Genomic DNA, 25,527 nt, shown 5'->3' with positions numbered 1-25,527 from the left:
GGCGGCGTTGGCCCAGTGTATTACAAGATCGGCGCGCGCGGCCAGCGTTATGCCGCTTGCCGTGCATAGGCCTCCTGCGCCTGCTGGATCAGCGGGAAATTGTCCTCGATCCAGTCGACCAGCACCTCCAGCCGCACGGCGGCCTCGCGGCCCAGCGGCGTCAGGCTGTATTCCACGTGCGGCGGCACCACCTGGTGGGCCACCCGCAACACCAGGCCGTCGTGGGCGAGGGCGTCCAGCGTCTGCGCCAGCATCTTCTCGCTGACCCCCCCGACGGCGCGGCGCAGCTCGCTGAAGCGATGGGTGCGCTCCAGCAACATCACCAGCACCAGCACGCCCCAGCGGCTGGTGATGTGGCCGAGCACGGCGCGGGAAGGGCAGTCGGCCGCCATCACCTGGGCGCGTTGCGGATCTTGCTGGGTCATCTGCTGAATGGTCTTGCGCAGGGATTTGCTGGTCATGGCGGGCTCCTTGGGTACTTACCAAAATGTGCGTACTTACAAATAGTAAGTATAACGTATATCATGGCCTCATCAACTTTTAAACGGAGGATTCCATGATTGTCGTAACCGCTGCAACCGGCCAACTGGGCCGTCTCGTGATTGCCAACCTGCTCAAAACCACCCCGGCGGCGCAGATCGTCGCCGCCGTGCGCGACCCGGCCAAGGCGGCCGACCTGGCCGCGCAAGGGGTGCAAGTGCGCCGCGCCGACTACAACGATCCGGCCTCGCTGGACGCGGCCTTCGCCGGCGCCAGCAAAGTGCTGCTGATCTCGTCGAACGACCTGGGCAACCGCGTGGCGCAACACCGCAACGTGATCGACGCCGCCGCCCGCGCCAAGGTCAGCCTGCTGGCCTACACCAGCGTGCTGCACGCCGACCGTTCGACGCTGAGCCTGGCCGCCGAGCACCGCGAGACCGAGGACGCCCTGCGTGCGGCGGGCGTGCCATACACCTTGCTGCGCAACGGCTGGTACATCGAAAACCACACCGGCAGCCTGGGTGGCGCGGTGGCGCATGGCGCGCTGGCCGGCAGCGCGGGCGAGGGCCGCATCGCGGCGGCCGCGCGGGCGGATTACGCGGAAGCGGCGGCCGTGGTGCTGGCCAGCGCCGCGCCGGTGGAGCAAGTGTATGAGCTGGCGGGCGACACCAGCTTCACGCTGGCGGACCTGGCGGCCGAAGTATCGCGCCAGACTGGCAAGAACATCCCGTTCCAGAACCTGCCGCAGGAAGCGTATCGTGATTTGCTGCTGAACGTCGGCCTGCCGGCGCCGCTGGCCGAACTGATCGCCGATTCCGACGCGCAAGCCGCGAAGGGCGCGCTGTTTGACGACAGCGGCACGCTGGGCAAGCTGATCGGCCGCCCCACCATTTCGCTGGCGGACGCCGTCAAAGCGGCGCTGTAAGCGGCATGAAAAAAGCCGCCGGGCACGAACGCGATCTTGAGCGCGTTCAGCCGGGCGGCTTTTTTGCGGAATTCTGGTGCCCACGGAGGGACTCGAACCCCCACACCTTGCGGCACATGGACCTGAACCATGCGCGTCTACCAATTCCGCCACGTGGGCATTTTGTAACATCAACAGTCATCAGCGCTTGGTGCCCACGGAGGGACTCGAACCCCCACACCTTGCGGCACATGGACCTGAACCATGCGCGTCTACCAATTCCGCCACGTGGGCGCTGATACTGTCTCGCTACTTCCTGTCGCGTTGTTCTGCAACAGAAGGCACGCATCTTAAAGGGCGATTGACCAACCGTCAATAGCAATTGCCTGCTTTTGTGAAATTATTATTCGGGGTCAGCTCTGACATTCGGACATGGGGTGCCACTGTCTGATGAATATCAATGTCTTCACTCGGGAAGCGGCTAGCTAATGCGCCGTTCATAACAACGGTTGAACACAAAAATCATGCAGGGGACGTTGAGTTGTCTCAATGGTGCGCAGCTCGTGTCCGAATGCCAGAGCTGACCCCGAATCGGGGTGGAAAACAAAAAAGCCGCCGGGCATGAACGCGATCTTGAACGCGTTCAGCCGGGCGGCTTTTTTGCGGAATTCTGGTGCCCACGGAGGGACTCGAACCCCCACACCTTGCGGCACATGGACCTGAACCATGCGCGTCTACCAATTCCGCCACGTGGGCATTTTTACTGCTGCTCTGTTGCGTTTTGTCCGCATCAGAGGCCAGCATTGTACGGGGTAGGCTTGTTTTCTGCAAGTATTTTTCTTCTTGCATCTTGTGATGCTGTTTCGTAAGCTTAATACTGTCATTTCAACAATCCGGAGATTGGAAATGGAAATGGTCAGTAACTGGTTCAGCAGCGAAGGCTTCATGCCCCACGGCCATTGTTTTCTGTGGATTCCCTCCATCCTCTGGACCAGTGTGATTTCCGACGCCCTGATCGCGCTCGCGTATCTGTCCATCCCTGTCAGCCTGATTTATTTCATCCGCAAGCGGCGCGATATGCCGTTTGACTGGATGTTCATCGCTTTCGGCGTGTTCATCCTGGCCTGCGGCGCGACCCATGTGGTCGATATCTGGGTGGTGTGGAAGCCGGATTATGTGCTGTCGGTGACCTTGAAGGCCATCACCGCCGCCGCCTCGGTGGTCACCGCCGTCGCGATGATCCGGCTGGTGCCGATCGCGCTGCGCATCCCCAGTCCGTCGCAGCTGGCTGCCGTCAACGCCGAGCTGCAAAAGGCCAACGACGATTTGCGCGCCGCCATGGAGCGCGCCGAGGTGGCCAACCGCGCGAAGAGCGCTTTCCTGGCCTCGATGAGTCATGAGCTGCGCACGCCGCTCAACGCCGTCCTCGGCTACACGCAAATCCTCAAGCGCGACAAGAGCCTGAGCACGGCCCAGCAGGCCGGCATCAGCACCATCCAGCAGGGCGGCCAGCATTTGCTGGCGCTGATTAACGATGTGCTCGACCTGTCGCGCGTGGATGCCGGCAAGATGGAGTTCCATCCGAAGCCGGTCCGGCTGGGCGAGTTGCTGTCGGTGGTGGCCGACATCATGCGCGTGCGCGCCGAGCAAAAGCATCTGCATTTTGAGCTGGCGTTGATCGCCGGCCTGCCGCAAGCCGTGAGCGTGGACGAGACGAGGCTGCGCCAGGTCCTGCTGAACTTGCTGGGCAACGCGCTCAAGTTCACCGACCGCGGCGCGGTGCGTCTGCATGTGCTGCCGCTGCCGGCCGAGCCGGGGCAGGGCGCCGATGTGGCGCGCGTGCGCTTCGAGGTCCTTGATGATGGCATCGGCATCGCGCCGGCGCAGCATGAGGCGATTTTCCGGCCGTTCGAGCAGGTGGGCGACGTTTCCCGGCGCGCCGGCGGCACCGGCCTCGGCTTGGCGATCAGCCGTCAGCTGGTGCAGCTGATGGGCGGCAAGCTGCAGGTGGAAAGCGCGCCGGGCAAGGGTAGCCGCTTCTGGTTCGATGTGCCGCTGCCGGTGGTCGAGGCGCCGGGCGCGACGGCGGGGACCGAGCACATCGCCACCGGCTATGTCGGGCCGCGCAAGACCATCCTGGTGGTGGATGATGTGGCGACCAACCGCGCGCTGCTGCGCGACCTGCTGGGTTCGCTCGGCTTCCGCACGCTGGAGGCGGAGAACGGCATGTCGGCGCTGATGCAGACGCAGGCCGTGCGACCGGACATGGTGCTGCTGGATATGGTGATGCCCGGCATGGATGGCATCGAAACCCTGCGCCGCCTGCGCGCCGACGCGCGCACCGCCGATACGCCGGTGCTGATCATCTCGGCCAGTTCCACGCCGGAAGAGGAGGAGCGTTCGCTGGAGGTGGGCGCCAAGGCCTTCCTGCCCAAGCCGGTCAACGAACATGATTTGCTGCGCGAGATAGGCGCGCACTTGAAACTGGAATGGACAGAATGAAAAAAGCCTCCCGAGGGAGGCTTTTAACGCGGAATTCTGTGGTGCCCACGGAGGGACTCGAACCCCCACACCTTGCGGCACATGGACCTGAACCATGCGCGTCTACCAATTCCGCCACGTGGGCACTGATGCTGCTCAACAACTCTGCTATTATATCGACCGGGAGAGTTTTGCGCCAGATGAACTTTGACATTCCTTACTGCACATCAACCCTGTCTTGCAGATCCCGCCGCTTGCGCTGCGGGAGACAGAATTATAGAGGAATCTTCGGCGAAGTCAAATGCCTCCCGTAAAAATTTTCGGCCGGCGTCCGCCACGCCGCGTGAAATGGTCAAGCTTGGCGTTTCCAAGTACACTACGCCTGTCGCCGTGCCATATATATGCTAACACTGTAAAAATAAGAAAAACTTTTGAACCAATCTACACACACCATTCCCAGCCGTGAGGAAATTCTCGGCATCTTCCGCAGCGCCAAAGGCCCGCTAGACCTGCGCGCCCTGTCGAAATCGCTCAAAGTCGCCACCGAGGCCCAGGCCATCCTGTCGCGCCGCCTGAACGCGATGCAGCGCGACGGCCAGATCATCGTCGACGACACCGGCCACTACACGCTGGCCACGCAGACCGGCTTCATCGCCGGCCGCGTCAGCAGCCACCGCGACGGCTTCGGCTTTGTGATCCCGGACGAGCCGGGCGAGGATCTGTTCCTGCCCGAGAAGGAAATGCAGAAAGTGCTGCATGGCGACCGCGTGCTGGCCAAGATCGTCGGCGTGGACCGCCGCGGCCGTCCGGAAGGCACGATCGTGGAAGTCACGCAACGCGCCAACACCCACATCATCGGCCGCCTGCTGAACGAAAACGGCGCCTGGATCGTGGCGCCGGAAGATCAGCGCATCCCCCAGGATGTGCTGGTGGAGGGCTCGATCGGCAAGGCCAAGGCCGGCCAGATCGTCAGCGTCGAGCTGACCGAGCAGCCGATGCGCTTCAAGCAGCCGGTCGGCAAGATCGTTGAGGTGCTGGGCTCGCTGGACGATCCCGGCATGGAAATCGAGATCGCCGTGCGCAAGTTCGGCGTGCCGCATGTGTTCTCTGACGCCGCGCTCAAGCAAGCCAACAAGCTGCCGGACCACGTGCGCGAAAGCGATTGGGGCGAGCGTGTCGACCTGCGCGACGTGCCGCTGGTCACCATCGACGGCGAGGACGCGCGCGACTTCGACGACGCGGTCTATTGCGAACCGATCAAGATCGGCCGCAGCAAAGGCTACCGCCTGATCGTCGCGATTGCCGACGTCAGCCACTACGTCAAGCCGAACGATGCGCTGGACGCGGACGCGCTGCAACGCAGCACCTCGGTCTACTTCCCGCGCCGCGTGATTCCGATGCTGCCGGAAAAACTGTCCAACGGCCTGTGCTCGCTGAACCCGGCGGTCGACCGGCTCACCCTGGTGTGCGACGCCGTGGTCACCGCCAAGGGCGAAATCAAGGCCTATCAGTTCTACCCGGCCGTGATCCACTCGGCCGCGCGCCTGACCTACACCGAAGTGGCCGACATCCTCGGCAACACCAAGGGGCCGGAAGCCGCGCGCCGTCCAGGCATCGTGCCGCACCTGCTGAACCTGTACGACGTTTTCCAGGCGCTGCTGAAAGCGCGCGCCGAACGCGGCGCCATCGATTTTGAAACCACCGAAACCTACATCGTCTGCAACCCGAACGGCAAGATCGAAAAGATCATCCCGCGCACCCGCAACGACGCGCACCGCCTGATCGAGGAATGCATGCTGACCGCCAACGTGTGCGCGGCCGATCTGCTGATCCGCCACAAGCACCCGGGCACCTACCGCATCCACGCCACGCCGACCGCTGAAAAGCTGAAGCAGGTGCGCACCTTCCTCAAGCAGGTCAACCTGCACTTGGGCGGCGGCGACAAGCCGGCCGCGGCCGACTACGCCGCGTTGATGCGGGAAATCAAGGAGCGTCCGGACGCGTCGCTGCTGCAAACCATGCTGCTGCGCTCGATGCAGCAGGCGGTGTACTCGCCGGACAATATCGGCCACTTCGGCCTGGCGTACGAGGCGTATGCCCACTTCACCAGCCCGATCCGCCGCTATCCGGACTTGCTGACGCACCGCGCCATCAAGGCCATCCTGCTGGGCAAAAAGTACGAGCCGAAGATCGCCAGCACCAGCGTGCTGAACACCAACGTCTCGAACGCCACCCGCAAGCAGCAGGCCAAGGACAAGGCCGAAGGCAAGGAGAAAAAAGCCGCCGACATGACCGTGTGGGACGCGCTGGGCGTGCACTGCTCGGCCAACGAGCGCCGCGCCGACGAAGCCTCGCGCGACGTCGAGAACTGGCTCAAGTGCTACTTCATGCAGGACAAGCTGGGCGAGGAATACACCGGCATCATCACCGGCGTGACCACCTTCGGCATCTTCGTGCAGCTGGATCAGCTGTTCGTCGAAGGCCTGGTGCACGTGACCGACCTGGGCCAGGATTACTTCCAGTACGACGACGCCCGCCACGAGCTGAAGGGCGAGCGCACCGGCAAGAAGTTCCAGCTGACCGACCACGTCAGCGTGCAGGTGGTGCGCGTGGACCTGGAGTCGCGCAAGATCGACCTGCGCCTGGCCGGCGCCGATGCGCCCGAGCCGCGCGAAGGCAAGCCCGACGCGCCTTCCAAGGCGAACAAGACCAACATCAAGCCTGGCCCGGCGATCCCGGCCGCCAAGCCGACCACCCGCAAGCCGGCTGCTGCGCCTAAAAAGCCAGCCGCCAAGAAGGCTGCCAGCAAGCCCAAGGCGGCGCCGGCAGCCAAACCCAGAGCAGTCAAAAAAGCTGCCCCAAAAAGTAAGAAGAAGCGATAAATGAGCAAGAACAAAATGATTTTCGGTTTCCACGCGGTGACCTCGCGCCTGCGTCACGAAGCCGCCTCGGTGGAAGAAATTTTCGTCGACGCCACGCGCGACGACCGCCGCATGAAGGATTTGATCGCCAACGCGAAAGCGGCTGGCGTGCGTGTGATGCCGGTCGATTCGGCGCGTCTGGACAAGATCGTCGGCACCCGCCGTCACCAAGGCGTGATCGCGTTCGCCTCGCAGCTGGCGCTGGCGCGCAATCTGGATGAGTTGCTGGACGCCATCGACGGCCCGCCGCTGCTGCTGGTGTTGGACGGCATCACCGATCCGCACAACCTGGGCGCCTGCCTGCGCGTGGCCGATGGCGTCGGCGCGCACGCGGTGATCGTGCCGAAGGACCGCGCGGTCGGCTTGAACGCCACCGCCGCCAAGGTGGCGTCGGGCGCGGCCGAGACCGTGCCTTACATCACCGTCACCAATCTGGCGCGCACCCTGCGCGAACTGAAAGAGCGCGACATCTGGCTGATCGGCACCTCGGACGACGGCGAAAAAGGCCTGTACGAAGCCGACTTCACCGGCCCGACCGCGCTGGTCATGGGTTCGGAAGGCGAGGGCATGCGCCGCCTCACGCGCGAGACCTGCGACATGCTGGTCAGCATTCCAATGTTCGGCTCGGTCGAGAGTCTGAACGTGTCCGTTGCATCTGGCGTCTGTCTGTACGAGGCGCGCCGCCAGCGTCTCGCAAAGGAAGGCTGACAAGCTTTCCGGCGAATCCGCTTCAGTATGGATTCCCGCGAAGGCGGGAACCCATAGACCGGCAGATCTGCCGACAATCCCACCTCAGCAACTCCTAATCGAATGCGCTAACATAGGCATTTCGGTTGTCATTCCACATAAGCCATGTTTCATCGTCTGCGCCAAGACATCAACAGCATCATCGAACGCGATCCCGCCGCCCGCAACGCCTGGGAGGTGTTGACCTGCTATCCCGGCCTGCAAGCCATCGTCATGCACCGCTGGGCGCACTGGTGCTGGACCCATCAGATGAAATGGCTGGGCCGTTTCATCTCTTATCTCGCCCGCATCATTACCGGAATTGAAATCCACCCGGGCGCGACCATCGGCCGCCGCGTGTTCATCGACCACGGCTTCGGCGTGGTGATCGGCGAGACCGCCGAGGTGGGCGACGATTGCACCATCTACCAGGGCGTGACGCTGGGCGGCACCTCGCTGCACACCGGCACCAAGCGCCATCCGACCCTGGCGCGCGGCGTCATCGTCGGCGCCGGCGCCAAGGTGCTGGGCGGCTTTACCGTGGGCGAGTACGCCAAGGTCGGCTCCAACGCGGTGCTGCTGAAGCCTGTGCCGCCAGGCGCGACGGCGGTCGGCAATCCGGCCCACATCGTGCAGAAGGAAGTCAACGCCGTGCCCAATCCGTTCGCCGCGTACGGCGTCACGCCGAATGGCGACGATCCCTTGTCCAAAGCCCTGCGCGGCTTGATCGAAAACGCCGTCAAGCAGGAGCAGCGCATCGAGCAGCTGGTGGCAACCATGAAGGCGGCGGGGCTGGAGTGCCAGAGCGTACCCGAGTGTGATAAATTGAATTCCGCCCAACTGAACAAGCTCGTCGAATAAGGAAGCCGTCATGGAAGAAGGTGCAGAAGTACTGGACCCGTTTGAAATCCGCGTACTGGCCGTGCTGGCCGAAAAGGAAGCGCTGACGCCGGATAACTATCCGATGTCGCTCAACGCGCTGGTCAATGGCTGCAATCAGCTATCGAGCCGCGATCCGGTGATGGCATTGTCGGAAGAGACCGTGGCCGACGTGCTGCAGCGGCTCATGCAGCGCAAATACGTCAACGGCATCACGCAAGCGGGCGCGCGCGTGACCAAGTACGAGCACCGCATGCGCATCAAGTGGTCTCTGGAGCAGGACAAGCTGGCCGTGTTGACCGTGTTGATGCTGCGCGGCCTGCAAACGGCGGGTGAAATCCGCACCCGCACCGGCCGCCTGCACGACTTCAAATCGGTCGGCGACGTCGAGCTGGCGCTGCAATTCCTGATCGATAAATATCCGCCGCTGGTGTCGCGCCTGGCGCTGGCGCCGGGGACCAAGGAACCGCGCTACGGCCAGCTGCTGGGCGGGGAAGAGGCGCTGGCGCGCGAGGAGACGGCGGCCAGCCTGGGCGGATCGGTCAGCGGCGGCGGGCAGGGCAGCCGCATCGGCGCGCTGGAGCAGGAAGTCCAGCAACTGCGGCAGCAAGTGGATGAGCTCACCGCGCAGTTTGCCGAATTCCGCAAGCAGTTCGAGTAAGGCTTACACCTCTTCGCGGCGGCGGCGCATGGTGACGGCGACGGCAATCATCGCCACGCCGGCGATGGCGCCGACCCACATGCTGGCGTTGCCCAGCGACGCCCACGACAGGTTGAAGATCACCTCCGGCACCGCCATCCGCTGCGCCACCGCTTCGGTCATCTCCTCCTTGTGGGGGAAGTTCAGCCACGAGCCGGGCACCACGCTCAGCAGCAGACGGCTGGTGACATTGCTGGCAAACCAGCCGGTGTTGAAGCCCAGGTGCAGCGCTTTCTCGGCCCACAGCATCAGCAGCGTGGTGATCAGCGGCGTGCCGACGGCCCACAGGAACACCTTGGAGCGCGCCATGCTGGACACCATCAGCAGCCAGCCCACGGTCGGCAAGGCCCACAGCGCGTACACCGGCAGCAAGCCCACCAGCCGCAGCGGCGTCAGGTAGAAGTCCGGCTGCGACAAGACCGCGCCAAACATATTGGTGCCGTGCATGGCCAGCATCACGCAGGCGGCCAGCAGGATCACCAGGCCCAGCGCGATGGCGATGCCGATCGCGATCAGCGGCGCCACCACCACCGCCAGCAGCAGCTTGGACATCACGGTGGTGAAATCCGACACCGGCAGCGATTTCCAGAACAGCAGGCTGCGGTCGCGGCGTTCGTCGTGCAGCGCGTTCAGGCAGTAGAAGAACACCAGCAGGCTCAGGAGCATCAGCACGGGCATGCCGGCGGCGACGTAAGCTTGCGCCATCATCTCGGCAATCTGCGCGCGCATCTTGCCCTCGATGGTGACGCTGCCGATGTGTTGGCCCTGCACCTCGAAGTTGCCGGACTTGCCGAGGAAGATGCTGGCCAGGGCCAGCACCGCCACCGCGACGGCGATCACCACCGGCGTCCACAGCAGCATGCCCTTGTTCTCCCACATCTCGCGCTTGATCAGCCATTTCATGGTTTTCATGCGTAGCTTCCTTTCATGGTGGCGACGAACAGATCGGCCACGCTGGGCGTGCGCAGTTCGCCAAAATTCGACAGCTGCTGGCGGTGCACGCCATCAAACAGCATCACGGCCTTGCCGAACACGGTGCGCTGGCTGAGCGGTTGCAGCGCGTTGGCGGCGGCCACGAACTGCGGCTCCACCATCACCTCGGTGAAGCGCTCGCCCACCTCATCCATCGACGCGGCCAGCGAGATCTTGCCGTTTTCGATGAACATCAGGTCGGTGAGGATGTGCTCGACTTCCTCGATCTGATGGGTGGTGATGAGGATGGTCTTGTTCTCGTCGAAGTAGTCTTCCAGCAGGTTCTGGTAGAACTGCTTGCGGTACAGGATGTCCAGCCCGAGGGTGGGTTCGTCCAGCACCAGCAGCTTGGCGTCGATGGCCATCACCAGCGCCAGGTGCAGCTGCACCACCATGCCCTTGGACATGGCCTTGACCTTCATGTCCGGCGTCAGCTTGGTGTTGGCGATGTACTTCTCGGCCTTGGCGCGGTCGAAGCGCGGATGCACGCCTTCGACGAAATCGATCGCGTCCTTGACCTTGAGCCAGCGCGGCAGGATGGCCACGTCGGCGATGAAGCAGACCTCGTTCATCAGTTCCTCGCGCTGGGTGCGCGGGTCCATGCCCAGCACCGACAGCTCGCCGTCGAACTGCGTCAGGCCGAGGATGGCCTTGAGGGTGGTGGTCTTGCCGGAGCCGTTGGGGCCGATCAGGCCGACGATGCGGCCTGCCTCGACCTTGAAACTGGTGCCGTCCAGGGCGGTCTGCTTGCCGTAGCGCTTGCCGAGATTGGTGGCGGTGATGATGGCGCTCATGCCGCACCTCCGGGCGCCGCCTTCAGCAGCGTTTCCAGATCCAGCCCGAGGCGGCGGATGCGTTCCAGCAGGGCCGGCCAGTCCTCGCGCAGGAAGCGTTCGCGTTCGGTGGCCAGCAGTTTGTCGCGGGCGCCATCAGTCACGTACATACCTAAACCCCTCCGTTTTTCGACCAGGGTCTCGTCCACCAGTTCCTGGTAGGCACGCGAGACCGTGATCGGATTGAGTTGATAATCGGCGGCGATCTGCCGCACCGAGGGCAGGGCGTCGCCCGGTTTCAACAGGCCGTCCAGCATCATGCCGACGACCTTGTCTTTCAGCTGCCGATAAATCGGCGCGTTGTCATTCCACATACATAGGTACCCCTTACGCTGTGTTGATGAAGTGGTGTTGTAGTTAACTATAACACTAGAAATCAAAAAAACAAGCGATTTAGCGTGAGCGTTGTATTTTTTGCAGTTGCAGGGCGTTGAGGATGGCGGCGCCGGAGGCCGTGTTGTCGAAGATGCACCAGCCGTCGCGGCCTTGCAGCCAGTCGGCCACGTCACGGAGATAAGCCTCGTCATAGGAGGAGAAATACATGCGCGGGCTGCCGTGCAGGCGAATGTAGGCGTCATCGCTGGTGGCGACGTAGGGGCCGGGCTGGCCGGCGGGCGGATCGGCGATCACGCGGGTGACATGATGTTGGTGCAGCAGGGCGCTGGCCTCCTCGCCGAACCAGCTGCCATGACGGGCCTCGCAGGCCAGCATGCAGCTGAAGCGCTCGCGCAGTTGCCGCAACGCGCGCCCGGCGGCGGCCGGGTCGAACCGCAGGCTGGGCGGCAGCTGCACCAGCACGCAGCCCAGCTTGGCGCCCAGCCCGGCGGTCTCGGCGGCAAACTGGTCGAGCGGGGCTTCGGCGTCCAGCAGGCGCTGGTCATGGGTGATGGTGCGCGGCAGCTTGACCGAGAAGCGGAAATCGTCGGGGACGCTGTCGGCCCAGCGCGCGTAGGTCTGCTGCTGGTGCGGGCGGTAGAACGAGGAATTGATCTCGGCGGCGTTCAGCACGGTGGCGTAGCGCTGCAGATGGCTGCCGGTTCCGGTGAAGAAGGGCGCGGCCTCGCGACTGATGCTCCAACCGGCACTACCTATTCTCGTCAGGGTCATATAATGCGCGTGTCTGGTATTTTTGAAGGATCTCCCGATGAATCTTAAACGCTATGCGAAATTTGCCGCGCCGCTGATGATGGCCGGTCTGCTGGCCGCGTGCGCCGGCCTGATCGGTCCGCGCGAGGTGGAACTGCCGCAAGAGCGCCTGCAAACCAGCCTGGACCGTAAATTCCCGCTGCACCAGCGCGCGCTGGGCGTGTTCGAGGTGGAACTGAGTCATCCGCGGCTGGCCATCATGCCCGAGAACGACCGCGTGGCGCTGACCGTGGACCTGGGCGTGACGCCGCTGCTGGCGCGCCAATCGTGGCATGGCAGCATGCTGATCTCCGGGCGGCTGCGGGTGGACAGCCCGCGCAACGCCATCTACATCGCCGACGCCCACGTCGACCGCTTCATCCTCGACAACCTGGACGAAGGCAAGCAAAACCAGCTGGCCAGCGTGGTCAACCTGCTCAGCGACAAAGTGATCCACGAGGTGCCGGTGCACACCTTCCGTCCCGAAGACCTGCGCTACGCCGGCGTCCAATTCGTGCTGACCGGCATCGACACCCGCCCCGGCGGCCTGGTCGCCAAGCTGCAACCCGCCCAATAAATTCGGGGTCAGCTCTGGCAATCGGACATTTCACGCCCAAAATGTCCGATTGCCAGAGCTGACCCCGAATTATTTCGCGCCGGCTGGCGGCATTTCGCGCCGTGTCGGTGCATTTCGTCGCATGGCGATCCGGCGCACGGACGGATCGCGCATCATGGCTCCATCGAAACGCACTTTACGGAGCTAAAAATGATCGGCCAAATCCTCGCACATACCCCTGTCTACGTCTGGGCCCTGCTGGCCTTCCTGCTGTATCGCGGCTACCTGGCCAGCCAGGACCGTGAACTGACCCTGCAAAAGCTGGCGATCATCCCCGGTGTGATGCTGGTGCTGGCTGTTACCAGCATTAACACCCATGGCGTGCTGGGCGAGGCGGTGTGGGCCGCCTGGGCCGCCGGCGTGGCGGTGGCCGTGGCGCTGGTGTGGAAGCTGAGCAAGGGCGAGATCGCCGTCAACCGCGCCGCCGGCACGGTGTTCCAGCGCGGCAGCTGGGCGCCGCTGATGCTGATGATCGCCATCTTTGTCACCAAGTACACCGTCGGCGTGCTGTCGGTGATGCGTCCTGAACTGGTGCACGGCCTGGCCGGTTCGCTGGCGGTGACCACGCTGTACGGCCTGTTCAATGGCGTGTTCATCGGCCGCCTGGCGCGCTACGCCGCCGCCTACCTGCGCCAACCCGCGGCCGCGGCCGCGGCCGCCTTGTGATGCGGGGCCGGAGCTTCTACAATCTGGGTTCATTTTGATTGCAGGGGCAGGTCATGGAAATTTTTGGAGTGGGGTTGCATGTGCTGGTGGCGATTTTCTTCGCCATCCATGCGATCCGCAGCGGTCAGCAGTTGTATTGGGTGGTGATTTTGTTCCTGTTCCCGGGCTTGGGCAGCATCGTGTATTTCTTTGCCATTTACCTGCCGAATTCGAAGATTCAGCACGGCGCGCGCAAGGCGGTGACGGTGGCGGCCAAGACTTTGGATCCGGGCCGCGAACTGCGCGAGGCGCGCGAGGCCTATGAGTTCACGCCGACCGCGCAAAACCAGATGCGCCTGGCCAGCGCATTGCTGGCGGCCGGTAACGCGGAGGAGGCGGCGTCCACCTACGAGGCTTGCCTGCAAGGTCCGTTCGCCGGCGATCTGGAGATCCGCTACGGCGCGGCGCAGGCCACGCTGGCCAGCGGACGCGCGGCGGCGGCGGTGTCGCATCTGCAAACCATCCGCGCCAGCGATGAGAAGTTCCGTCCCGAGCAGGTGTCGCTGCTGCTGGCGCAAGCGCTGGCCGCCGCCGGCCGCAATGAGGACGCGCGCGCCGAGTTCGAATACGCGCTGAGCCGCCACAACAGCTTCACCGTGCAGGCCGAGTTCGCCATCTGGGCGGCCGGCGTGGGCGATGCCGACAAGGCCAATCAGTTGTACGCCGAACTGCAACGCACCATGGACCGCTGGGCGCGCCACACGCGCGACCTCAATCAGCAGCTGGTGCGCCGCCTGGACTCGGCGATGGCGTCGGTCAACCGTTAAGTTATCTGGCGGGCTTGCTGTGGCCGGGGTTGTTGATGCCGCCGGTCGCGGCGATGGCTTGGTTGAGCTTGTTCATGACGTCCGGCGGCACGTCGCGGCTGCAAACGATGTAGCGCCGCAGTCCGGGCGGCATGTTCGGCAGGTCGTAGCGCACCAGGTTCTGCGCCGACTTTTCCTTTTGCCGGAAAAAATCCCAATCCTCGCGGTCGACGAACATGAAGGACGCGCGGCCCACGGCCAGCATGCGCATCATCTGCGTGGTTTCCACGGTGCGGCTCATGAGCTGGTTCTTGCTGGTCTTGATGGCCTGGTCCAGCACCGGGCCGTAGGACACGCCTTCAATCGCGCCCAGCGTCAGGCTGGGGTCGGCCAGCAGTGATTCCAGCGTGGCGTGCGCCTGCACCTGCCGCACCATGCCGGGCGCGATCAGGATGGTGTGCGGCAGGTCTTCGTGGATCGGCTGGCTGAACTGCGCCACCGCCTCGCGCTCGGGCAGGCGATACCAGCTGATCGAACAGTAGTTGGTGGCGCCGTGCTGGAAGTTGGCCCAGATGCGTTTCTGCGGTTCGTTGACGAAGCGCGCGCTGAGGCCGGCGCTATCGAAAATCTCGCGCGAGCGCGCCAGCAGGAAACCCTTGGGCACGCCGTTTTCGATGTAGTGATAGGGCGGCTTGTCGCGCCAGGCGACGGTGTATTGGGTTGGCGCGGCGTGCACCGCCACGCCCAGCAAGGCGGCGCACAGGCCGGCTAGCAGGGGCGGCTGGTTCACGATGGGATCACCGCTCCGCTCAGGTCGTGGCGGGTAATCACGCCGGCTTCGTCGATGGCGATCCAGCCGCCGCGCGGCGGCGTGGCGTCCGGTTCCCAGTCCGGCAGCACGTAGCGGCGCCGCATGTGGCCGTCGTGGTTGACGTGGTGCAGGGCGGGGCGGTGGGTGTGGCCGTGGATCATGACGTCGGTGCCGGTTTCCTCGAACACGTCGAGGATCGCCTGCGGCGTCACGTCCATGATCTCGTAGGATTTGCCGCCTTGTTCCTTGCGGCTGTCGGCGCGCAGGCCGGCGATGATGGCCTTGCGCTGCGCCAGCGGCATGGCGGTGAACTGCGCCTGCCAGGCCGGCTGCCGCACCATGGCGCGGAATTCCATGTATTTGGTGTCTCGCGTGCACTGGGCGTCGCCGTGCAGCACCACCACCTTCTGGCCGCCGATCTCGGCCACCCAGGTCTCGGGCAGCAGGATGACGTTGGCCGCCTCGGCAAAGCGGGCGCCGACCAGGAAGTCGCGGTTGCCGGCGATCCAGTAGACCGCCACGCCGGCGTCGCTGACGGCGCGCAACGCCGTCACCACCTGCTCGTGGAAGGTATCGGCGATGTCGTCATCGCCGGCCCAGTACTCGAACAGGTCGCCAAGCAGGTACAGTTGCTGCGCGTGCCGCGCATGCCGCTCCAGGAAGTCGAAAAACGCTGCGCTGGTGGCGGGATGCGCGGGCTGCAAATGCAGATCGGAGATGAACAGCGCGCAGACTGCACTCATTATTAAGCAGCCAGTTCGATGCTTTCGATGACCACGTCTTCCGCCGGCACGTCGGCGAACATGCCGCTGCGGGTGGTTTTGACTTTCTTGATGGCGTCCACGACGTCGGTGCCGTCCACCACTTTGCCAAACACGGCGTAGCCCCAGCCGTCCTGGCCCGGGTAGTCCAGGAAGGAGTTGTTTTTCACGTTGATGAAGAACTGCGCCGAAGCCGAGTGCGGCGCCGAGGTGCGGGCCATGGCCAGGGTGTAGGTGTCGTTCTTGAGGCCGTTCTTGGCTTCGTTTTCCACAGTGGTGTCGGCCGGCTTTTGCTTCATGCCTGGCTCGAAACCGCCGCCCTGGATCATGAAACCGTCGATGACGCGGTGGAAAATGGTGTTGTTGTAATGACCGGCTTCCATGTAGGCCAGGAAGTTGGCGACGGTCTTGGGCGCTTTTTCCGCGTCCAGTTCGGCGGTCATGGTGCCCAGGTTGGTTTTGATGATTACTTTGGTCATTTTGTTGTCCTGATTGGTTGATTGTTAGCTCACCGTCATCCCGGCGTATGCCGGGATCCATGCTGAGCTCGCGATCTATGGATTCCGGCCTTCGCCGGAATGACGAAATTGGCGCAGGCCGCTATTTTACTGTTTCGGCTGGATTGGTGTCTTTAAAATCGTGGCGGACTTCACCGTGATGGGAATCACCGGGATGTTCTGGAAGATGCCCTTGTCGTCCACCAGCACGCCCTTGATCTTGTCCACGGTCTCGAAACCCTTGACGACCTTGCCAAACACCGTGTAGCCGCCCGAGCCGTCCGGACCCGGATAATCGAGCGGGGTGTTGTCCTCCACGTTGATGAACCATTGCGAGGTGGCCGAGTTCGGATCGCCCATGCGCGCCATGGCCAGCGAGTATTTCACGTTGCTCAGGCCATTGTTCGACTCGATCGGCACCGGCTTGTTGACCGGCTTGCCCTTGAGCTTCTCGTCGTAGCCGCCACCCTGGATCATGAAGCCATCAATGACGCGGTGGAAAATCGTGCCTTTATAGAAACCGGACTTCACGTAGTTGAGGAAATTGTCGACCGTCTTCGGCGCCTTCTCGCGGTTCAATTCCACCACGATGTCGCCCATGGTGGTCTTGATTTCGACCTGCTGCGCGGCGGGGGCGGCCAGCACGGCGGCGGACAGGGTGAGGCCGGCGAGGGCGGTCATCAGTTTTTGATACATCAGTCATCCTCTGGTTAGGTTGCTTAGGCAAAATCCTGTTACAGATGAGGCCTATGCTGTTTTTATCAATGCTATACTTGTTCCATTCTACCCCTTAGAAGGTGGAAACAAGAACATTCCCGAGGTTCCCCCAGGCACACGATGATGACCGGTGCGCGCCGCGCATCAGGCCATTGTATTGCCCGAGGCCTCCAGCAAAAAGCAAGAGTCCGATGAGCAATTTAAAGATTTACAACACGCTGGCGCGTGACAAGCAAGTATTCGTACCGATCGAACCGGGCAAGGTCCGCATGTACGTGTGCGGCATGACCATCTACGATTACTGCCACATCGGCCACGCCCGCATGATGATGGCGTTCGACGTCATGTACCGCTGGCTGCTGGCCTCCGGCTACGACGTCACCTACGCCCGCAACATCACGGACATCGACGACAAGATCATCAAGCGCGCGGTGGAAAACGGCGAGACCATCTCGCAGCTGACCACCCGCTTCACCCGGTACATGGACGAGGACACCGCCGCGCTGGGCATCCTGCCGCCGACGCTGGTGCCGCGCGCCACCGAATACGTGCCGCACATGCTGGCGCTGATCGAGAAACTGGAAGCCAGGGAGCTGGCCTATCAGGGCGAGGATGGCGACGTCAACTACGCGGTGCGCAACTTCCCGCAATACGGCCGCCTGTCCGGCAAGTCGCTGGACGACCTGCGCGCCGGCGAGCGCGTGGACGTCAACACCGGCAAGCGCGATCCGCTCGACTTCGTGCTGTGGAAGGCGTCGAAGGAGTCCGAGCCGGAAGAGGTGAAGTGGGATTCCAAGTGGGGCAAGGGCCGTCCGGGCTGGCACATCGAGTGCTCGGCCATGTGCTCGGCGCTGCTGGGCGAGCATTTCGACATCCACGGCGGCGGCGCCGACCTGCAGTTCCCGCATCACGAGAACGAGATCGCGCAGTCGGAAGGCGCGTTCGGCCACACCATGGTCAACTACTGGGTGCACAACGGCTTCGTGCGCGTGGATAACGAGAAGATGTCCAAATCGCTGGGCAACTTCTTCACCATCCGCGACGTGCTGAAAAAGTACGACGCCGAGGTGGTGCGCTTCTTCATCCTGCGCGCCCACTACCGCAGCCCGCTGAACTATTCGGACGCCCACCTGGACGACGCCCGCGGCGCGCTGACCCGCCTGTACACCGCGCTGGACGGCGTGGAGGGCGACGGCCAGCCGCTCGACTGGAAGGAGGAGCACGCCGCCCGCTTCGCCGAGGCGATGGATGACGACTTCAACACGCCGCTGGCGGTGGCCGCGCTGTTCGACCTGGTCACGGAATTGAACAAGTCGAAATCGCCGCAGCTGGCGCGCCAGCTGAAAGGCCTGGCCGCCGTGATCGGCCTGCTGGACCGCACGCCGCAGCAATTCCTGCAAGCGTCGGTCGGCGGCGCCGGCGGCGATGACGCCGCCATCGCGGACGCCATCAGCCGCCGCGCGGAAGCCAAGAAGGCCCGCAACTTCGCCGAATCGGACAAGATCCGCGCCGACCTGCTGGCGCAGGGCGTCATCCTCGAAGACAAGCCTGACGGCACCACCAACTGGCGCCGCGCATAACATGGTCATCGCCAAGGATATCGGGGCCGCGGGCGGCGTGCCGTCTTACTGGGAGGAAGCCAAGGCTGAGCTCATGAAGCGGGACCGCATCATGAACAAGCTCATCCCGCAGTTTGGCGACCTGCACCTGCGCGGCCATCACGATCCGTTCACCACCTTGGCGCGTTCCATCGTCGGCCAGCAGGTGACCGCCAAGGTCGCCGACGTGGCCTGGAAGAAGCTGCTGGACATCAGCCCGAAATGCACGCCGGCGCAGATCATCAAGGCCGGCCCCGAGCAGCTGGCGGCCTGCGGCCTGTCCAAGCGCAAGACCGAGTACATCCTCGACCTGGCCGACCACTTCAAGAACAAACGCGTCCACACCGCCCAGTGGGACCAGATGGACGACGAGGCGGTGATCGCCGAGCTGGTGCGGATCCGCGGCATCGGCCGCTGGACAGCCGAGATGTTTTTGATATTTAATCTGCTCCGACCGAACGTTCTGCCGCTGGACGACCCCGGCCTGATCCAGGGCATCAGCCAGAATTACTTCTCCGGCGAACCGGTCTCGCGCAGCGACGCGCGCGAGGTTTCCGCCAACTGGGAACCCTACCGCACGGTCGCCACGTGGTATTTATGGCGTAGTCTCGACCCGGTTGCTGTAGAATAGATACTCTAATCGCTGTGCGAGGACTTTTTGTGCCTGTCACAAACGGGCAACTGAGCCGCAGCCGAGAATAAACACGGAGGTACAATGACCAAAACGACTTTCCTCAATTTTGAGCAACCGATTGCTGAACTCGACGGCAAAATCGAAGAACTACGCTTCGTTCAGGACGATTCAGCTGTCGATATCTCTGAGGAGATCGACCGTCTGGCCAAAAAGAGCCAGCAACTGACCAAAGACATCTACGCCAAGCTGACGCCATGGCAGGTATCGCAGATCGCGCGTCACCCGCAACGTCCATACACCATGGACTACGTGAATGAAATCTTCACCGACTTCCACGAACTGCACGGCGACCGCACCTATGCGGACGACCTGTCGGTGGTGGGCGGCCTGGCGCGGTTCAATGGCCAGGCGTGCATGGTCATCGGCCACCAGAAGGGCCGCGACACCAAAGAGCGCGCCATGCGCAACTTCGGCATGCCGAAGCCGGAAGGCTACCGCAAGGCCATGCGCCTGATGAAGCTGGCCGAGAAATTTGGCATCCCCGTGTTCACCTTTGTGGATACGCCGGGCGCCTTCCCCGGCATCGACGCGGAAGAGCGCGGCCAGTCGGAAGCGATCGGCCACAATCTGTACGTGATGGCGGAACTGAAAGTGCCGCTGATCGCCACCATCATCGGCGAGGGCGGTTCCGGCGGCGCGCTGGCGATCGCCGTGGCCGATCAGGTGCTGATGCTGCAATACGCGACCTACTCGGTGATCTCGCCGGAAGGCTGCGCCTCGATCCTGTGGAAGACCTCGGAGCGCGCGGCTGACGCGGCTGAGGCGCTGGGCCTGACCGCGCACCGCTTGAAAGCGATTGGTCTGATCGACAAGATCGTCAGCGAGCCGCTGGGCGGCGCGCACCGCGATCCGAAGCAGATGGCCACGCTGCTGAAGCGCGCGCTGGCCGATTCGCTGCGCCAGTTCCACGGCATGAAGACCAAGGATCTGCTGGAAGCCCGTCACGAGAAGCTGATGAGCTACGGCAAATTCAAGGAAACCACGCCGCAGGAATAAGATACTCAGCATGGGCACCGGCCTGCGCCGGTGCGACGGCCCACCACCGTCATCCGGCGAACGCCGGTGCGACGGCCCCACCGCCGTCATCCCGGCGAAGGCCGGGATCCATAGAACACCACCGGGAGCCCGCGCCTGCGCCGCTCCCGGTTTGCATTTCGGAGCCACAGATTGAAGCAGCAAAAGCCAACTATCACGTCCACCTTCGACCACGCCGTCACCGCCGCCCGTGGCGATAGCACGGCTCCGCGCATCGCCATCGCCCTGAGCGGCGGCCTGGACTCCTCGGCCCTGCTGCACCTGGCCCACGCCTACGCGCAGCGGCACGGGCTGACCTTGCATGCGTTCCACATCCACCACGGCCTCAGCCCCAATGCCGATGCCTGGCTGGCCCACTGCGAGCAGCAATGCGCCGCCCTGAACGTGCCATTCGCCGCCCGCCACATCCAGCTGCAAGACGCCAAAAAATCCGGCACCGAAGCCGCCGCCCGCAAAGCCCGCTACGCCGCCCTCGGCGCGCTGTGCCGCGAGCACGGCGCAACGCTGCTGCTGACCGCCCACCACCTCGACGACCAAGCCGAAACCGTCCTGCTGCAACTGCTGCGCGGCTCCGGCCCGGCGGGCCTGTCCGGCATGGACGCCGCCAACAGCGCCGCCAGCCTGCTGCAAAACGACAATCTCGTCATGGCCCGCCCGCTGCTGCAAGCCTCGCGCAAGCAACTGGAAAGCTACGTCAGCCAGCACCAGATCAGCCACATCCACGACGAATCCAACGACGACCCGCGCTACGCCCGCAACGCGCTGCGCCACACCGTCATGCCGGCGCTGGAACAGCATTTCCCCGGCTTCCAGGAACGCTTCGCGCGCAGCGCCCAGCACGCGCAATCGGCCACCCGCCTGCTGGCCGAACTGGCCGAGCAAGACCTGGCCGCCACGCGGGATGGCGATCAGCTCGACATCAGCAAACTGCGCACCCTGAGCCAGGACCGCGCCTACAACCTGCTGCGCCACTGGTTCGCCACGCGCGGCTACAGCATGCCCAGCACCGCCTGGCTGGCCGAAATGCTGACCCAGCTGTTGGAAGCCAAATACGACGCCCAACTGCTGGTCACCCATCCCGACTGCCACGTGCGCCGCTACCGCGACCGCCTGCACCTGACGCCCAAGCTGGAAGAACTCGAAGGCACGCGTGAAGACCAGTTCGACGACAAGCCCGGCACCGGCTTCATCTGGAACGGCGAGACCGAGCTGGCGTTCCCGGCCTACGGCGGCGTGCTGCACTTCGAACCGGCGCAAGAGGGGCTCGACCCCGACTGGCTGCGCGCGCAGAAGCTGGTGATCGAATTCCGCCGTGGCGGGGAAAAACTCAAGCCGGCGCCTAACCGTTCCACCCGCCCGCTGAAATACCATTACCAGGCGCTCAACATCCCGGCCTGGGAGCGCGGCCGGCTGCCGGTTGTCAAGAATGCCAGCCACCTGCTGTTCGCCGCCGGCATCGGCATGGACTGCCACCATCTGGGCGAGGGGGCGGGGAGGGTGCGCCTGCGCTGGCAAGCTGTATAGACATTGAGGTCGCTTCTGCCGAATTTTGTATGTAGATATGTCTATTCAGTATGAGTTTATGAGCTTTTTGACTTGTTATTTTGCACTGCGACATGTAGAGTTAAGGGTTCCATTTACCTTTATTTGAGCGGAAAACTCACTGTTATGGCTTTAATCGTGCACAAATATGGCGGTACGTCGATGGGTTCGACGGACCGTATCAAGAACGTGGCGCGGCGTGTCGCCAAGTGGCATGACGCCGGGCACCGCATTGTGGTGGTCCCATCGGCAATGTCGGGCGAGACCAACCGCCTGATCGCCCTGGCCAAGGAAATTCAAGCCCAGCCGGATCCACGCGAGCTGGACATGGTCGCCTCCACCGGCGAGCAAGTCTCGGTCGGCTTGTTGTCGATGGCGCTGCTGGCGATTGGCAAGAAGGCCGTGTCCTACGCCGGCTGGCAAGTCGCGATTAAAACCGATTCCGCATTCACCAAAGCACGTATCCAGTCGATCGACAACGAAAAGGTCAACCGCGACCTGGACGAGGGCAAGATCGTCATCATCACCGGCTTCCAGGGCGTGGACGAGGAGGGCAACATCTCGACGCTGGGCCGTGGCGGCTCGGACACCTCGGCCGTGGCGATCGCCGCCGCCATGAAGGCCGACGAGTGCCTGATCTTCACCGACGTCGACGGCGTCTACACCACCGACCCGCGCGTGGTGTCGGAAGCGCGCCGCCTGAAGGCCATCACCTTTGAAGAAATGCTGGAACTGGCGTCGCTGGGCTCGAAAGTGCTGCAGACCCGTTCGGTCGAGTTCGCCGGCAACTACCGCGTGCCGACCCGCGTCCTGTCGTCGCTGACCGACCCGATGCTGGACATCGAAGAAGAAGCCAACTCCGGCACCCTGATCTCGTTTGAGGAAGATACACACATGGAACAAGCAGTCATCTCCGGTATCGCGTTCAACCGCGATGAAGCCAAAATCACCGTGCTGGGCGTGCCAGACCGTCCGGGCGTGGCCTACCACATCCTGGGCCCGGTGGCCGACGCCAACATCGAAGTCGACATGATCATCCAGAACCAATCGGTGGATGGCAAGACCGACTTCACCTTCACCGTGCCGCGCAACGACTACCAGCGCGCGCTGGACGTGCTGAACGGCACCAAGGCCGAACTGGGCGCCGCCAGCGTGACCGGCGACGCCAAAGTGTCGAAGATCTCGGTGGTGGGCGTGGGCATGCGTTCGCACGTGGGCGTGGCGTCGAAAATGTTCCGCACCCTGTCGGAAGAGGGCATCAACATCATGATGATCTCGACCTCGGAGATCAAGATTTCCGTGCTGATCGACGAGAAGTACATGGAACTGGCCGTGCGTGCGCTGCACAAGGCGTTCGAACTGGAAAAGGCATAAATTTTCCGAAAAAAACCGCCATGTTGCCTTGACCAAACGGGTCGCGGTCTATACTATGGCGGTCGTCTGCTTCACGGCGGACATAGTTGAGCGATCGACTAGGAGACGTGGCCGAGTGGCCGAAGGCACTTCCCTGCTAAGGAAGCATACGGGCAAAACCTGTATCGTGGGTTCGAATCCCACCGTCTCCGCCAGAACATCGTCCAGTTAGCCAGATGGACGTCAAAGAAACCGCCGGTTCCTTCAAGGGCCGGCGGTTTTTTTGTTTTTACTTCGGTATGGCTATAGGCTTGGACGGATAGGTGGCCAGCACGATGGACGTCGATACCGCACCAAACGCCGCCAGGCCATCGATCACAGCTTCCAGCTCGCTCATGGCACCCACTGTAGCGCGCACGATAAAGCAATCCTCGCCCGTGACACGGTCCGCCGCTGTGATAGCCGGCGTGGCGTCGAACAGGCGCAGGCAGGCCTCGATTTTGTCGTGTGTCGTTTTCAGCCGTATTAACGCGCTGATTTCGAGGCCGGCTCGGCGCGCGTTGATGCGGGCGCCGTAGCCCTCGATGACGCCATCGTCCTCCAGCCTTTGGATACGCGCGGTAACGGCCGGTTGCGACAGGCCGATCCGCTTGCCGATCTCGGTATTGCTCATGCGGGCGTTCCGCTGCAACAGCTCCAGGATGTGGCAATCCAGCTTGTCCAGCGTGCGCTTTTCATTCATTTGCCGAGGTCCTCAATTTCATGCAATTTATCGGTGGGCGGCTTGTAATTCATTTGGCAGCCCATGGGGTGGAGGCAGGGTAGCGCCTATACTGGATGCAGTCAACAACGGAGGGGCGTACATGCGGAATCGGATCGTGATCGTGCCGGGCATCGGCAATTCGGGGGAGCAGCATTGGCAGAGCCACTGGCAAGCCAGCCACGCGGACGTGACGCGGATTGCGCCGTCCAGCTGGGATGCGCCGGCGCGCGAGGACTGGGTGATGGCGGTGGAACATGCGGTGCGGGAGGCGGGACCGCGGGTGGTCCTGGTCGCGCATAGCCTGGGGTGCCTGGCGGTGGCACATTGGGCGGCGCGGCGTCGCGTGGCCGGCGGTGATTCGCTTGCGCCTGTCGCCGGCGCATTGTTGGTTGCGGTGCCGGATCCGTCTGCTCCGGTCTTTCCTGCCGAAGCGCAGGGCTTCGCACCGTTACCAAGGGAACACCTCGGTTTCCCGTCATTGATCGTCGCCAGCGACGACGATCCCTACGGCAGCGTCGACTACGCCAAACGCCGCGCAGCCGACTGGGGCGGGAGCCTGCATCGCATCGGCGCACGCGGCCATATCAATTCCGCCAGCGGACTTGGTCACTGGCCCGACGGCTGGGCACTGCTGCGAGCCTTTGCAGGCCCGGCGATAACGTCCGCAGCTTGATCAAATCCGCGATGCGGGCTTCTCTCTACAACGCGAACGAATAGGAGTGATTGCCGCCACGGCCGCTTGCGGCGACCGGGGGATGCGCGACCAGATAGTCGATCAGGCTGCGCACCGAGGGTAACATGCCGCGTGGATTGGCATAGATGGCGTAGATGATGTCATCCGGCATGGTCCATTTCGGCAGCACTCTTTCCAGCCGGGCGGTATTCGCCATCGTGCCCACCGCCGCCACTGGCAGCGAGGCGACGCCAAGTCCTTGCGCCACCGCCGACAACTGCATTTGCAAATCGCCCGTCTGCAGCCGTGGCGAGAGCGACACCATCGTCGCGTGGCCGCGCGACCCCATCAGCCGCCAATGCACATGGCCGGCGCGCACTTCGTATGGCAGCGCGATCGCCTCGAGCGAGGCCATGGCGTCCGGTGTTTGCGGGCGGCCGTGGCGGTCGAGATAGTCGCCGCTGGCCAGCAGCACGCGCGGTGTGCGGCCCAGCACGCGGGCCACCACCTCCGACTGGCCGCCCGCTGGTACCGTGGAGCGGATGGCGACGTCGCAGTTCGGGTTGCCGACGTCGGTGTCGCCAAGCTCCAGCTTGACGCATACCTTGGGGTGGGCGGCCAGGTAGGCCGGCAGAATCCGCGTCAGGTAGCCGCTGGCGAGATGGGGCGGGCAGGCAATCTGGATCGTGCCGATGGGCTCGCCGCGCAGGATCTCCACATTCTGGTAGGCCTGGTGGGCGCCGTCGACCACCTGAAGGCAGTCCGCGTAAAACCGGCTGCCCGCCTCTGTCAGCGTGATGTGACGGGTATTGCGTTGCAGAAGGCAGACGCCCAGCCGCTGCTCAAGCGCGGCCAGGCGCCGGCTAAGACGGGTCTTGTCGATCCCTGTGGCGCGCGCGGCGGCCGAGAAACCCTGGTGCCGCACCACGGCCACAAAGTACGACAGATCGTCCAGACTTTTCATCGTGCTACCGTTGACGACATCGATGAACTCG

At 63.5% G+C, this 25,527-nt stretch carries 26 protein-coding genes and 5 tRNA genes; 16 read left to right on the top strand and 15 right to left on the bottom strand.

What is annotated here, in order from left to right; genetic code table 11:
* Window positions 1-47: 47 nt before the first annotated feature.
* A complete protein-coding gene (locus FHW83_RS15280) occupies window positions 48-461 on the bottom strand; it encodes a helix-turn-helix domain-containing protein (protein ID WP_176647209.1) in 414 nt (137 codons plus the stop codon).
* A gap of 95 nt (window positions 462-556) precedes the next feature.
* Between FHW83_RS15280 and FHW83_RS15275 the strand changes: the two genes are divergently transcribed.
* Window positions 557-1,405, top strand: a complete 849-nt coding sequence (locus tag FHW83_RS15275) for an SDR family oxidoreductase (protein ID WP_176647208.1) — start codon at window positions 557-559, stop codon at window positions 1,403-1,405.
* A gap of 74 nt (window positions 1,406-1,479) precedes the next feature.
* On the opposite strand, the gene FHW83_RS15270 is transcribed toward FHW83_RS15275, so the two are convergent.
* The 3 genes from FHW83_RS15270 to FHW83_RS15260 all read right to left on the bottom strand — a co-directional run bounded on the left by FHW83_RS15270 (window position 1,480) and on the right by FHW83_RS15260 (window position 2,140).
* Window positions 1,480-1,564 (bottom strand) — tRNA-Leu (locus FHW83_RS15270).
* 29 nt (window positions 1,565-1,593) lie between these two features.
* Window positions 1,594-1,678 (bottom strand) — tRNA-Leu (locus tag FHW83_RS15265).
* A 377-nt stretch (window positions 1,679-2,055) separates the two neighbouring features.
* A tRNA-Leu gene (locus tag FHW83_RS15260) sits at window positions 2,056-2,140 on the bottom strand.
* A 150-nt stretch (window positions 2,141-2,290) separates the two neighbouring features.
* Between FHW83_RS15260 and FHW83_RS15255 the strand changes: the two genes are divergently transcribed.
* Window positions 2,291-3,886 (top strand): ATP-binding protein, encoded by a 1,596-nt coding sequence (locus tag FHW83_RS15255; RefSeq protein ID WP_176647207.1) that lies wholly within the window; start codon window positions 2,291-2,293, stop codon window positions 3,884-3,886.
* A gap of 39 nt (window positions 3,887-3,925) precedes the next feature.
* On the opposite strand, the gene FHW83_RS15250 is transcribed toward FHW83_RS15255, so the two are convergent.
* A tRNA-Leu gene (locus FHW83_RS15250) sits at window positions 3,926-4,010 on the bottom strand.
* A gap of 286 nt (window positions 4,011-4,296) precedes the next feature.
* Between FHW83_RS15250 and rnr the strand changes: the two genes are divergently transcribed.
* The 4 genes from rnr (at window position 4,297) to FHW83_RS15230 (ending at window position 9,052) form a co-directional block, all read left to right on the top strand.
* Window positions 4,297-6,747: a ribonuclease R gene (gene rnr / locus FHW83_RS15245; protein WP_176647206.1), complete on the top strand. Its 2,451-nt coding sequence runs from the start codon at window positions 4,297-4,299 to the stop codon at window positions 6,745-6,747.
* Entirely contained in the window at window positions 6,748-7,494 is a 747-nt protein-coding gene (rlmB, locus tag FHW83_RS15240; protein WP_229224200.1) for a 23S rRNA (guanosine(2251)-2'-O)-methyltransferase RlmB, read from the top strand. It abuts the gene before it with no gap.
* 144 nt (window positions 7,495-7,638) lie between these two features.
* Entirely contained in the window at window positions 7,639-8,373 is a 735-nt protein-coding gene (gene cysE, locus FHW83_RS15235; RefSeq protein ID WP_176647205.1) for a serine O-acetyltransferase, read from the top strand.
* Window positions 8,374-8,383: 10 nt separating this feature from the next.
* Window positions 8,384-9,052 carry a YceH family protein gene (locus FHW83_RS15230; protein ID WP_176647204.1) on the top strand — a complete coding sequence of 223 codons (669 nt, stop codon included), beginning with the start codon at window positions 8,384-8,386 and terminating at the stop codon, window positions 9,050-9,052.
* A gap of 3 nt (window positions 9,053-9,055) precedes the next feature.
* Here the strand turns inward: FHW83_RS15230 and FHW83_RS15225 are convergent, their stop codons facing one another.
* From FHW83_RS15225 to FHW83_RS15210, 4 genes are all read right to left on the bottom strand, one after another.
* Entirely contained in the window at window positions 9,056-10,003 is a 948-nt protein-coding gene (locus FHW83_RS15225; protein ID WP_176647203.1) for a hypothetical protein, read from the bottom strand.
* Window positions 10,000-10,857 carry an ABC transporter ATP-binding protein gene (locus FHW83_RS15220; protein WP_176647202.1) on the bottom strand — a complete coding sequence of 286 codons (858 nt, stop codon included), beginning with the start codon at window positions 10,855-10,857 and terminating at the stop codon, window positions 10,000-10,002. Before FHW83_RS15220 ends, FHW83_RS15225 begins: the two co-directional genes overlap by 4 nt.
* Complete coding sequence (locus FHW83_RS15215; RefSeq protein WP_176647201.1) at window positions 10,854-11,210, bottom strand: GntR family transcriptional regulator; 357 nt, start codon at window positions 11,208-11,210, stop codon at window positions 10,854-10,856. The genes FHW83_RS15220 and FHW83_RS15215 overlap by 4 nt, the downstream gene beginning before the upstream one ends.
* A 79-nt stretch (window positions 11,211-11,289) precedes the next feature.
* Window positions 11,290-12,003: a DUF72 domain-containing protein gene (locus FHW83_RS15210; protein ID WP_176647200.1), complete on the bottom strand. Its 714-nt coding sequence runs from the start codon at window positions 12,001-12,003 to the stop codon at window positions 11,290-11,292.
* A 37-nt stretch (window positions 12,004-12,040) separates the two neighbouring features.
* Here FHW83_RS15210 and FHW83_RS15205 point away from each other — a divergent pair, with 37 nt between their 5' ends.
* The 3 genes from FHW83_RS15205 (at window position 12,041) to FHW83_RS15195 (ending at window position 14,109) form a co-directional block, all read left to right on the top strand.
* Window positions 12,041-12,598 (top strand): DUF1439 domain-containing protein, encoded by a 558-nt coding sequence (locus tag FHW83_RS15205; RefSeq protein ID WP_176647199.1) that lies wholly within the window; start codon window positions 12,041-12,043, stop codon window positions 12,596-12,598.
* 189 nt (window positions 12,599-12,787) lie between these two features.
* Window positions 12,788-13,303, top strand: coding sequence for a DUF6622 family protein (locus FHW83_RS15200; RefSeq protein ID WP_176647198.1), 516 nt, complete (start codon window positions 12,788-12,790; stop codon window positions 13,301-13,303).
* A 53-nt stretch (window positions 13,304-13,356) separates the two neighbouring features.
* The gene (locus FHW83_RS15195; protein WP_176647197.1) at window positions 13,357-14,109 is read left to right on the top strand and encodes a tetratricopeptide repeat protein; all 753 of its coding nucleotides are present in this window, start codon (window positions 13,357-13,359) and stop codon (window positions 14,107-14,109) included.
* Between the two features lies 1 nt (window position 14,110).
* Here FHW83_RS15195 and FHW83_RS15190 read toward each other — a convergent pair whose 3' ends face one another.
* From FHW83_RS15190 to FHW83_RS15175, 4 genes are all read right to left on the bottom strand, one after another.
* Window positions 14,111-14,878, bottom strand: a complete 768-nt coding sequence (locus FHW83_RS15190; protein ID WP_373997219.1) for a substrate-binding periplasmic protein — start codon at window positions 14,876-14,878, stop codon at window positions 14,111-14,113.
* Window positions 14,875-15,642, bottom strand: coding sequence for a UDP-2,3-diacylglucosamine diphosphatase (locus FHW83_RS15185; RefSeq protein WP_176647196.1), 768 nt, complete (start codon window positions 15,640-15,642; stop codon window positions 14,875-14,877). The genes FHW83_RS15190 and FHW83_RS15185 overlap by 4 nt, the downstream gene beginning before the upstream one ends.
* A gap of 2 nt (window positions 15,643-15,644) precedes the next feature.
* Entirely contained in the window at window positions 15,645-16,139 is a 495-nt protein-coding gene (locus FHW83_RS15180; protein ID WP_155462301.1) for a peptidylprolyl isomerase, read from the bottom strand.
* A gap of 126 nt (window positions 16,140-16,265) precedes the next feature.
* On the bottom strand, window positions 16,266-16,853 hold the full coding sequence (locus FHW83_RS15175; RefSeq protein WP_176647195.1) for a peptidylprolyl isomerase: 588 nt from the start codon (window positions 16,851-16,853) through the stop codon (window positions 16,266-16,268).
* A 212-nt stretch (window positions 16,854-17,065) separates the two neighbouring features.
* Here FHW83_RS15175 and cysS point away from each other — a divergent pair, with 212 nt between their 5' ends.
* The 6 genes from cysS (at window position 17,066) to FHW83_RS15145 (ending at window position 23,311) form a co-directional block, all read left to right on the top strand.
* A complete protein-coding gene (gene cysS / locus FHW83_RS15170) occupies window positions 17,066-18,454 on the top strand; it encodes a cysteine--tRNA ligase (RefSeq protein ID WP_176647194.1) in 1,389 nt (462 codons plus the stop codon).
* Between the two features lies 1 nt (window position 18,455).
* Window positions 18,456-19,103, top strand: coding sequence for a DNA-3-methyladenine glycosylase (locus FHW83_RS15165; RefSeq protein WP_176647193.1), 648 nt, complete (start codon window positions 18,456-18,458; stop codon window positions 19,101-19,103).
* A gap of 84 nt (window positions 19,104-19,187) precedes the next feature.
* Entirely contained in the window at window positions 19,188-20,162 is a 975-nt protein-coding gene (locus tag FHW83_RS15160) for an acetyl-CoA carboxylase carboxyltransferase subunit alpha (RefSeq protein ID WP_154357951.1), read from the top strand.
* A gap of 171 nt (window positions 20,163-20,333) precedes the next feature.
* Entirely contained in the window at window positions 20,334-21,725 is a 1,392-nt protein-coding gene (tilS, locus tag FHW83_RS15155) for a tRNA lysidine(34) synthetase TilS (protein WP_176647192.1), read from the top strand.
* A gap of 144 nt (window positions 21,726-21,869) precedes the next feature.
* Window positions 21,870-23,117, top strand: coding sequence for an aspartate kinase (locus FHW83_RS15150; RefSeq protein WP_176647191.1), 1,248 nt, complete (start codon window positions 21,870-21,872; stop codon window positions 23,115-23,117).
* A gap of 101 nt (window positions 23,118-23,218) precedes the next feature.
* A tRNA-Ser gene (locus FHW83_RS15145) sits at window positions 23,219-23,311 on the top strand.
* 74 nt (window positions 23,312-23,385) lie between these two features.
* On the opposite strand, the gene FHW83_RS15140 is transcribed toward FHW83_RS15145, so the two are convergent.
* Window positions 23,386-23,838, bottom strand: coding sequence for an Lrp/AsnC family transcriptional regulator (locus FHW83_RS15140; protein WP_176647190.1), 453 nt, complete (start codon window positions 23,836-23,838; stop codon window positions 23,386-23,388).
* A gap of 121 nt (window positions 23,839-23,959) precedes the next feature.
* Here FHW83_RS15140 and FHW83_RS15135 point away from each other — a divergent pair, with 121 nt between their 5' ends.
* On the top strand, window positions 23,960-24,532 hold the full coding sequence (locus FHW83_RS15135; protein WP_176647189.1) for an alpha/beta hydrolase: 573 nt from the start codon (window positions 23,960-23,962) through the stop codon (window positions 24,530-24,532).
* Between the two features lie 25 nt (window positions 24,533-24,557).
* Here FHW83_RS15135 and FHW83_RS15130 read toward each other — a convergent pair whose 3' ends face one another.
* Window positions 24,558-25,496 (bottom strand): LysR substrate-binding domain-containing protein, encoded by a 939-nt coding sequence (locus FHW83_RS15130; RefSeq protein WP_229224199.1) that lies wholly within the window; start codon window positions 25,494-25,496, stop codon window positions 24,558-24,560.
* Between the last annotated feature and the right edge of the window lie 31 nt (window positions 25,497-25,527).

Source organism: Duganella sp. SG902 (assembly GCF_013376005.1).
Lineage (GTDB): Bacteria > Pseudomonadota > Gammaproteobacteria > Burkholderiales > Burkholderiaceae_D > Rugamonas.
This window is presented reverse-complemented; position numbering and strand designations above follow the sequence as displayed.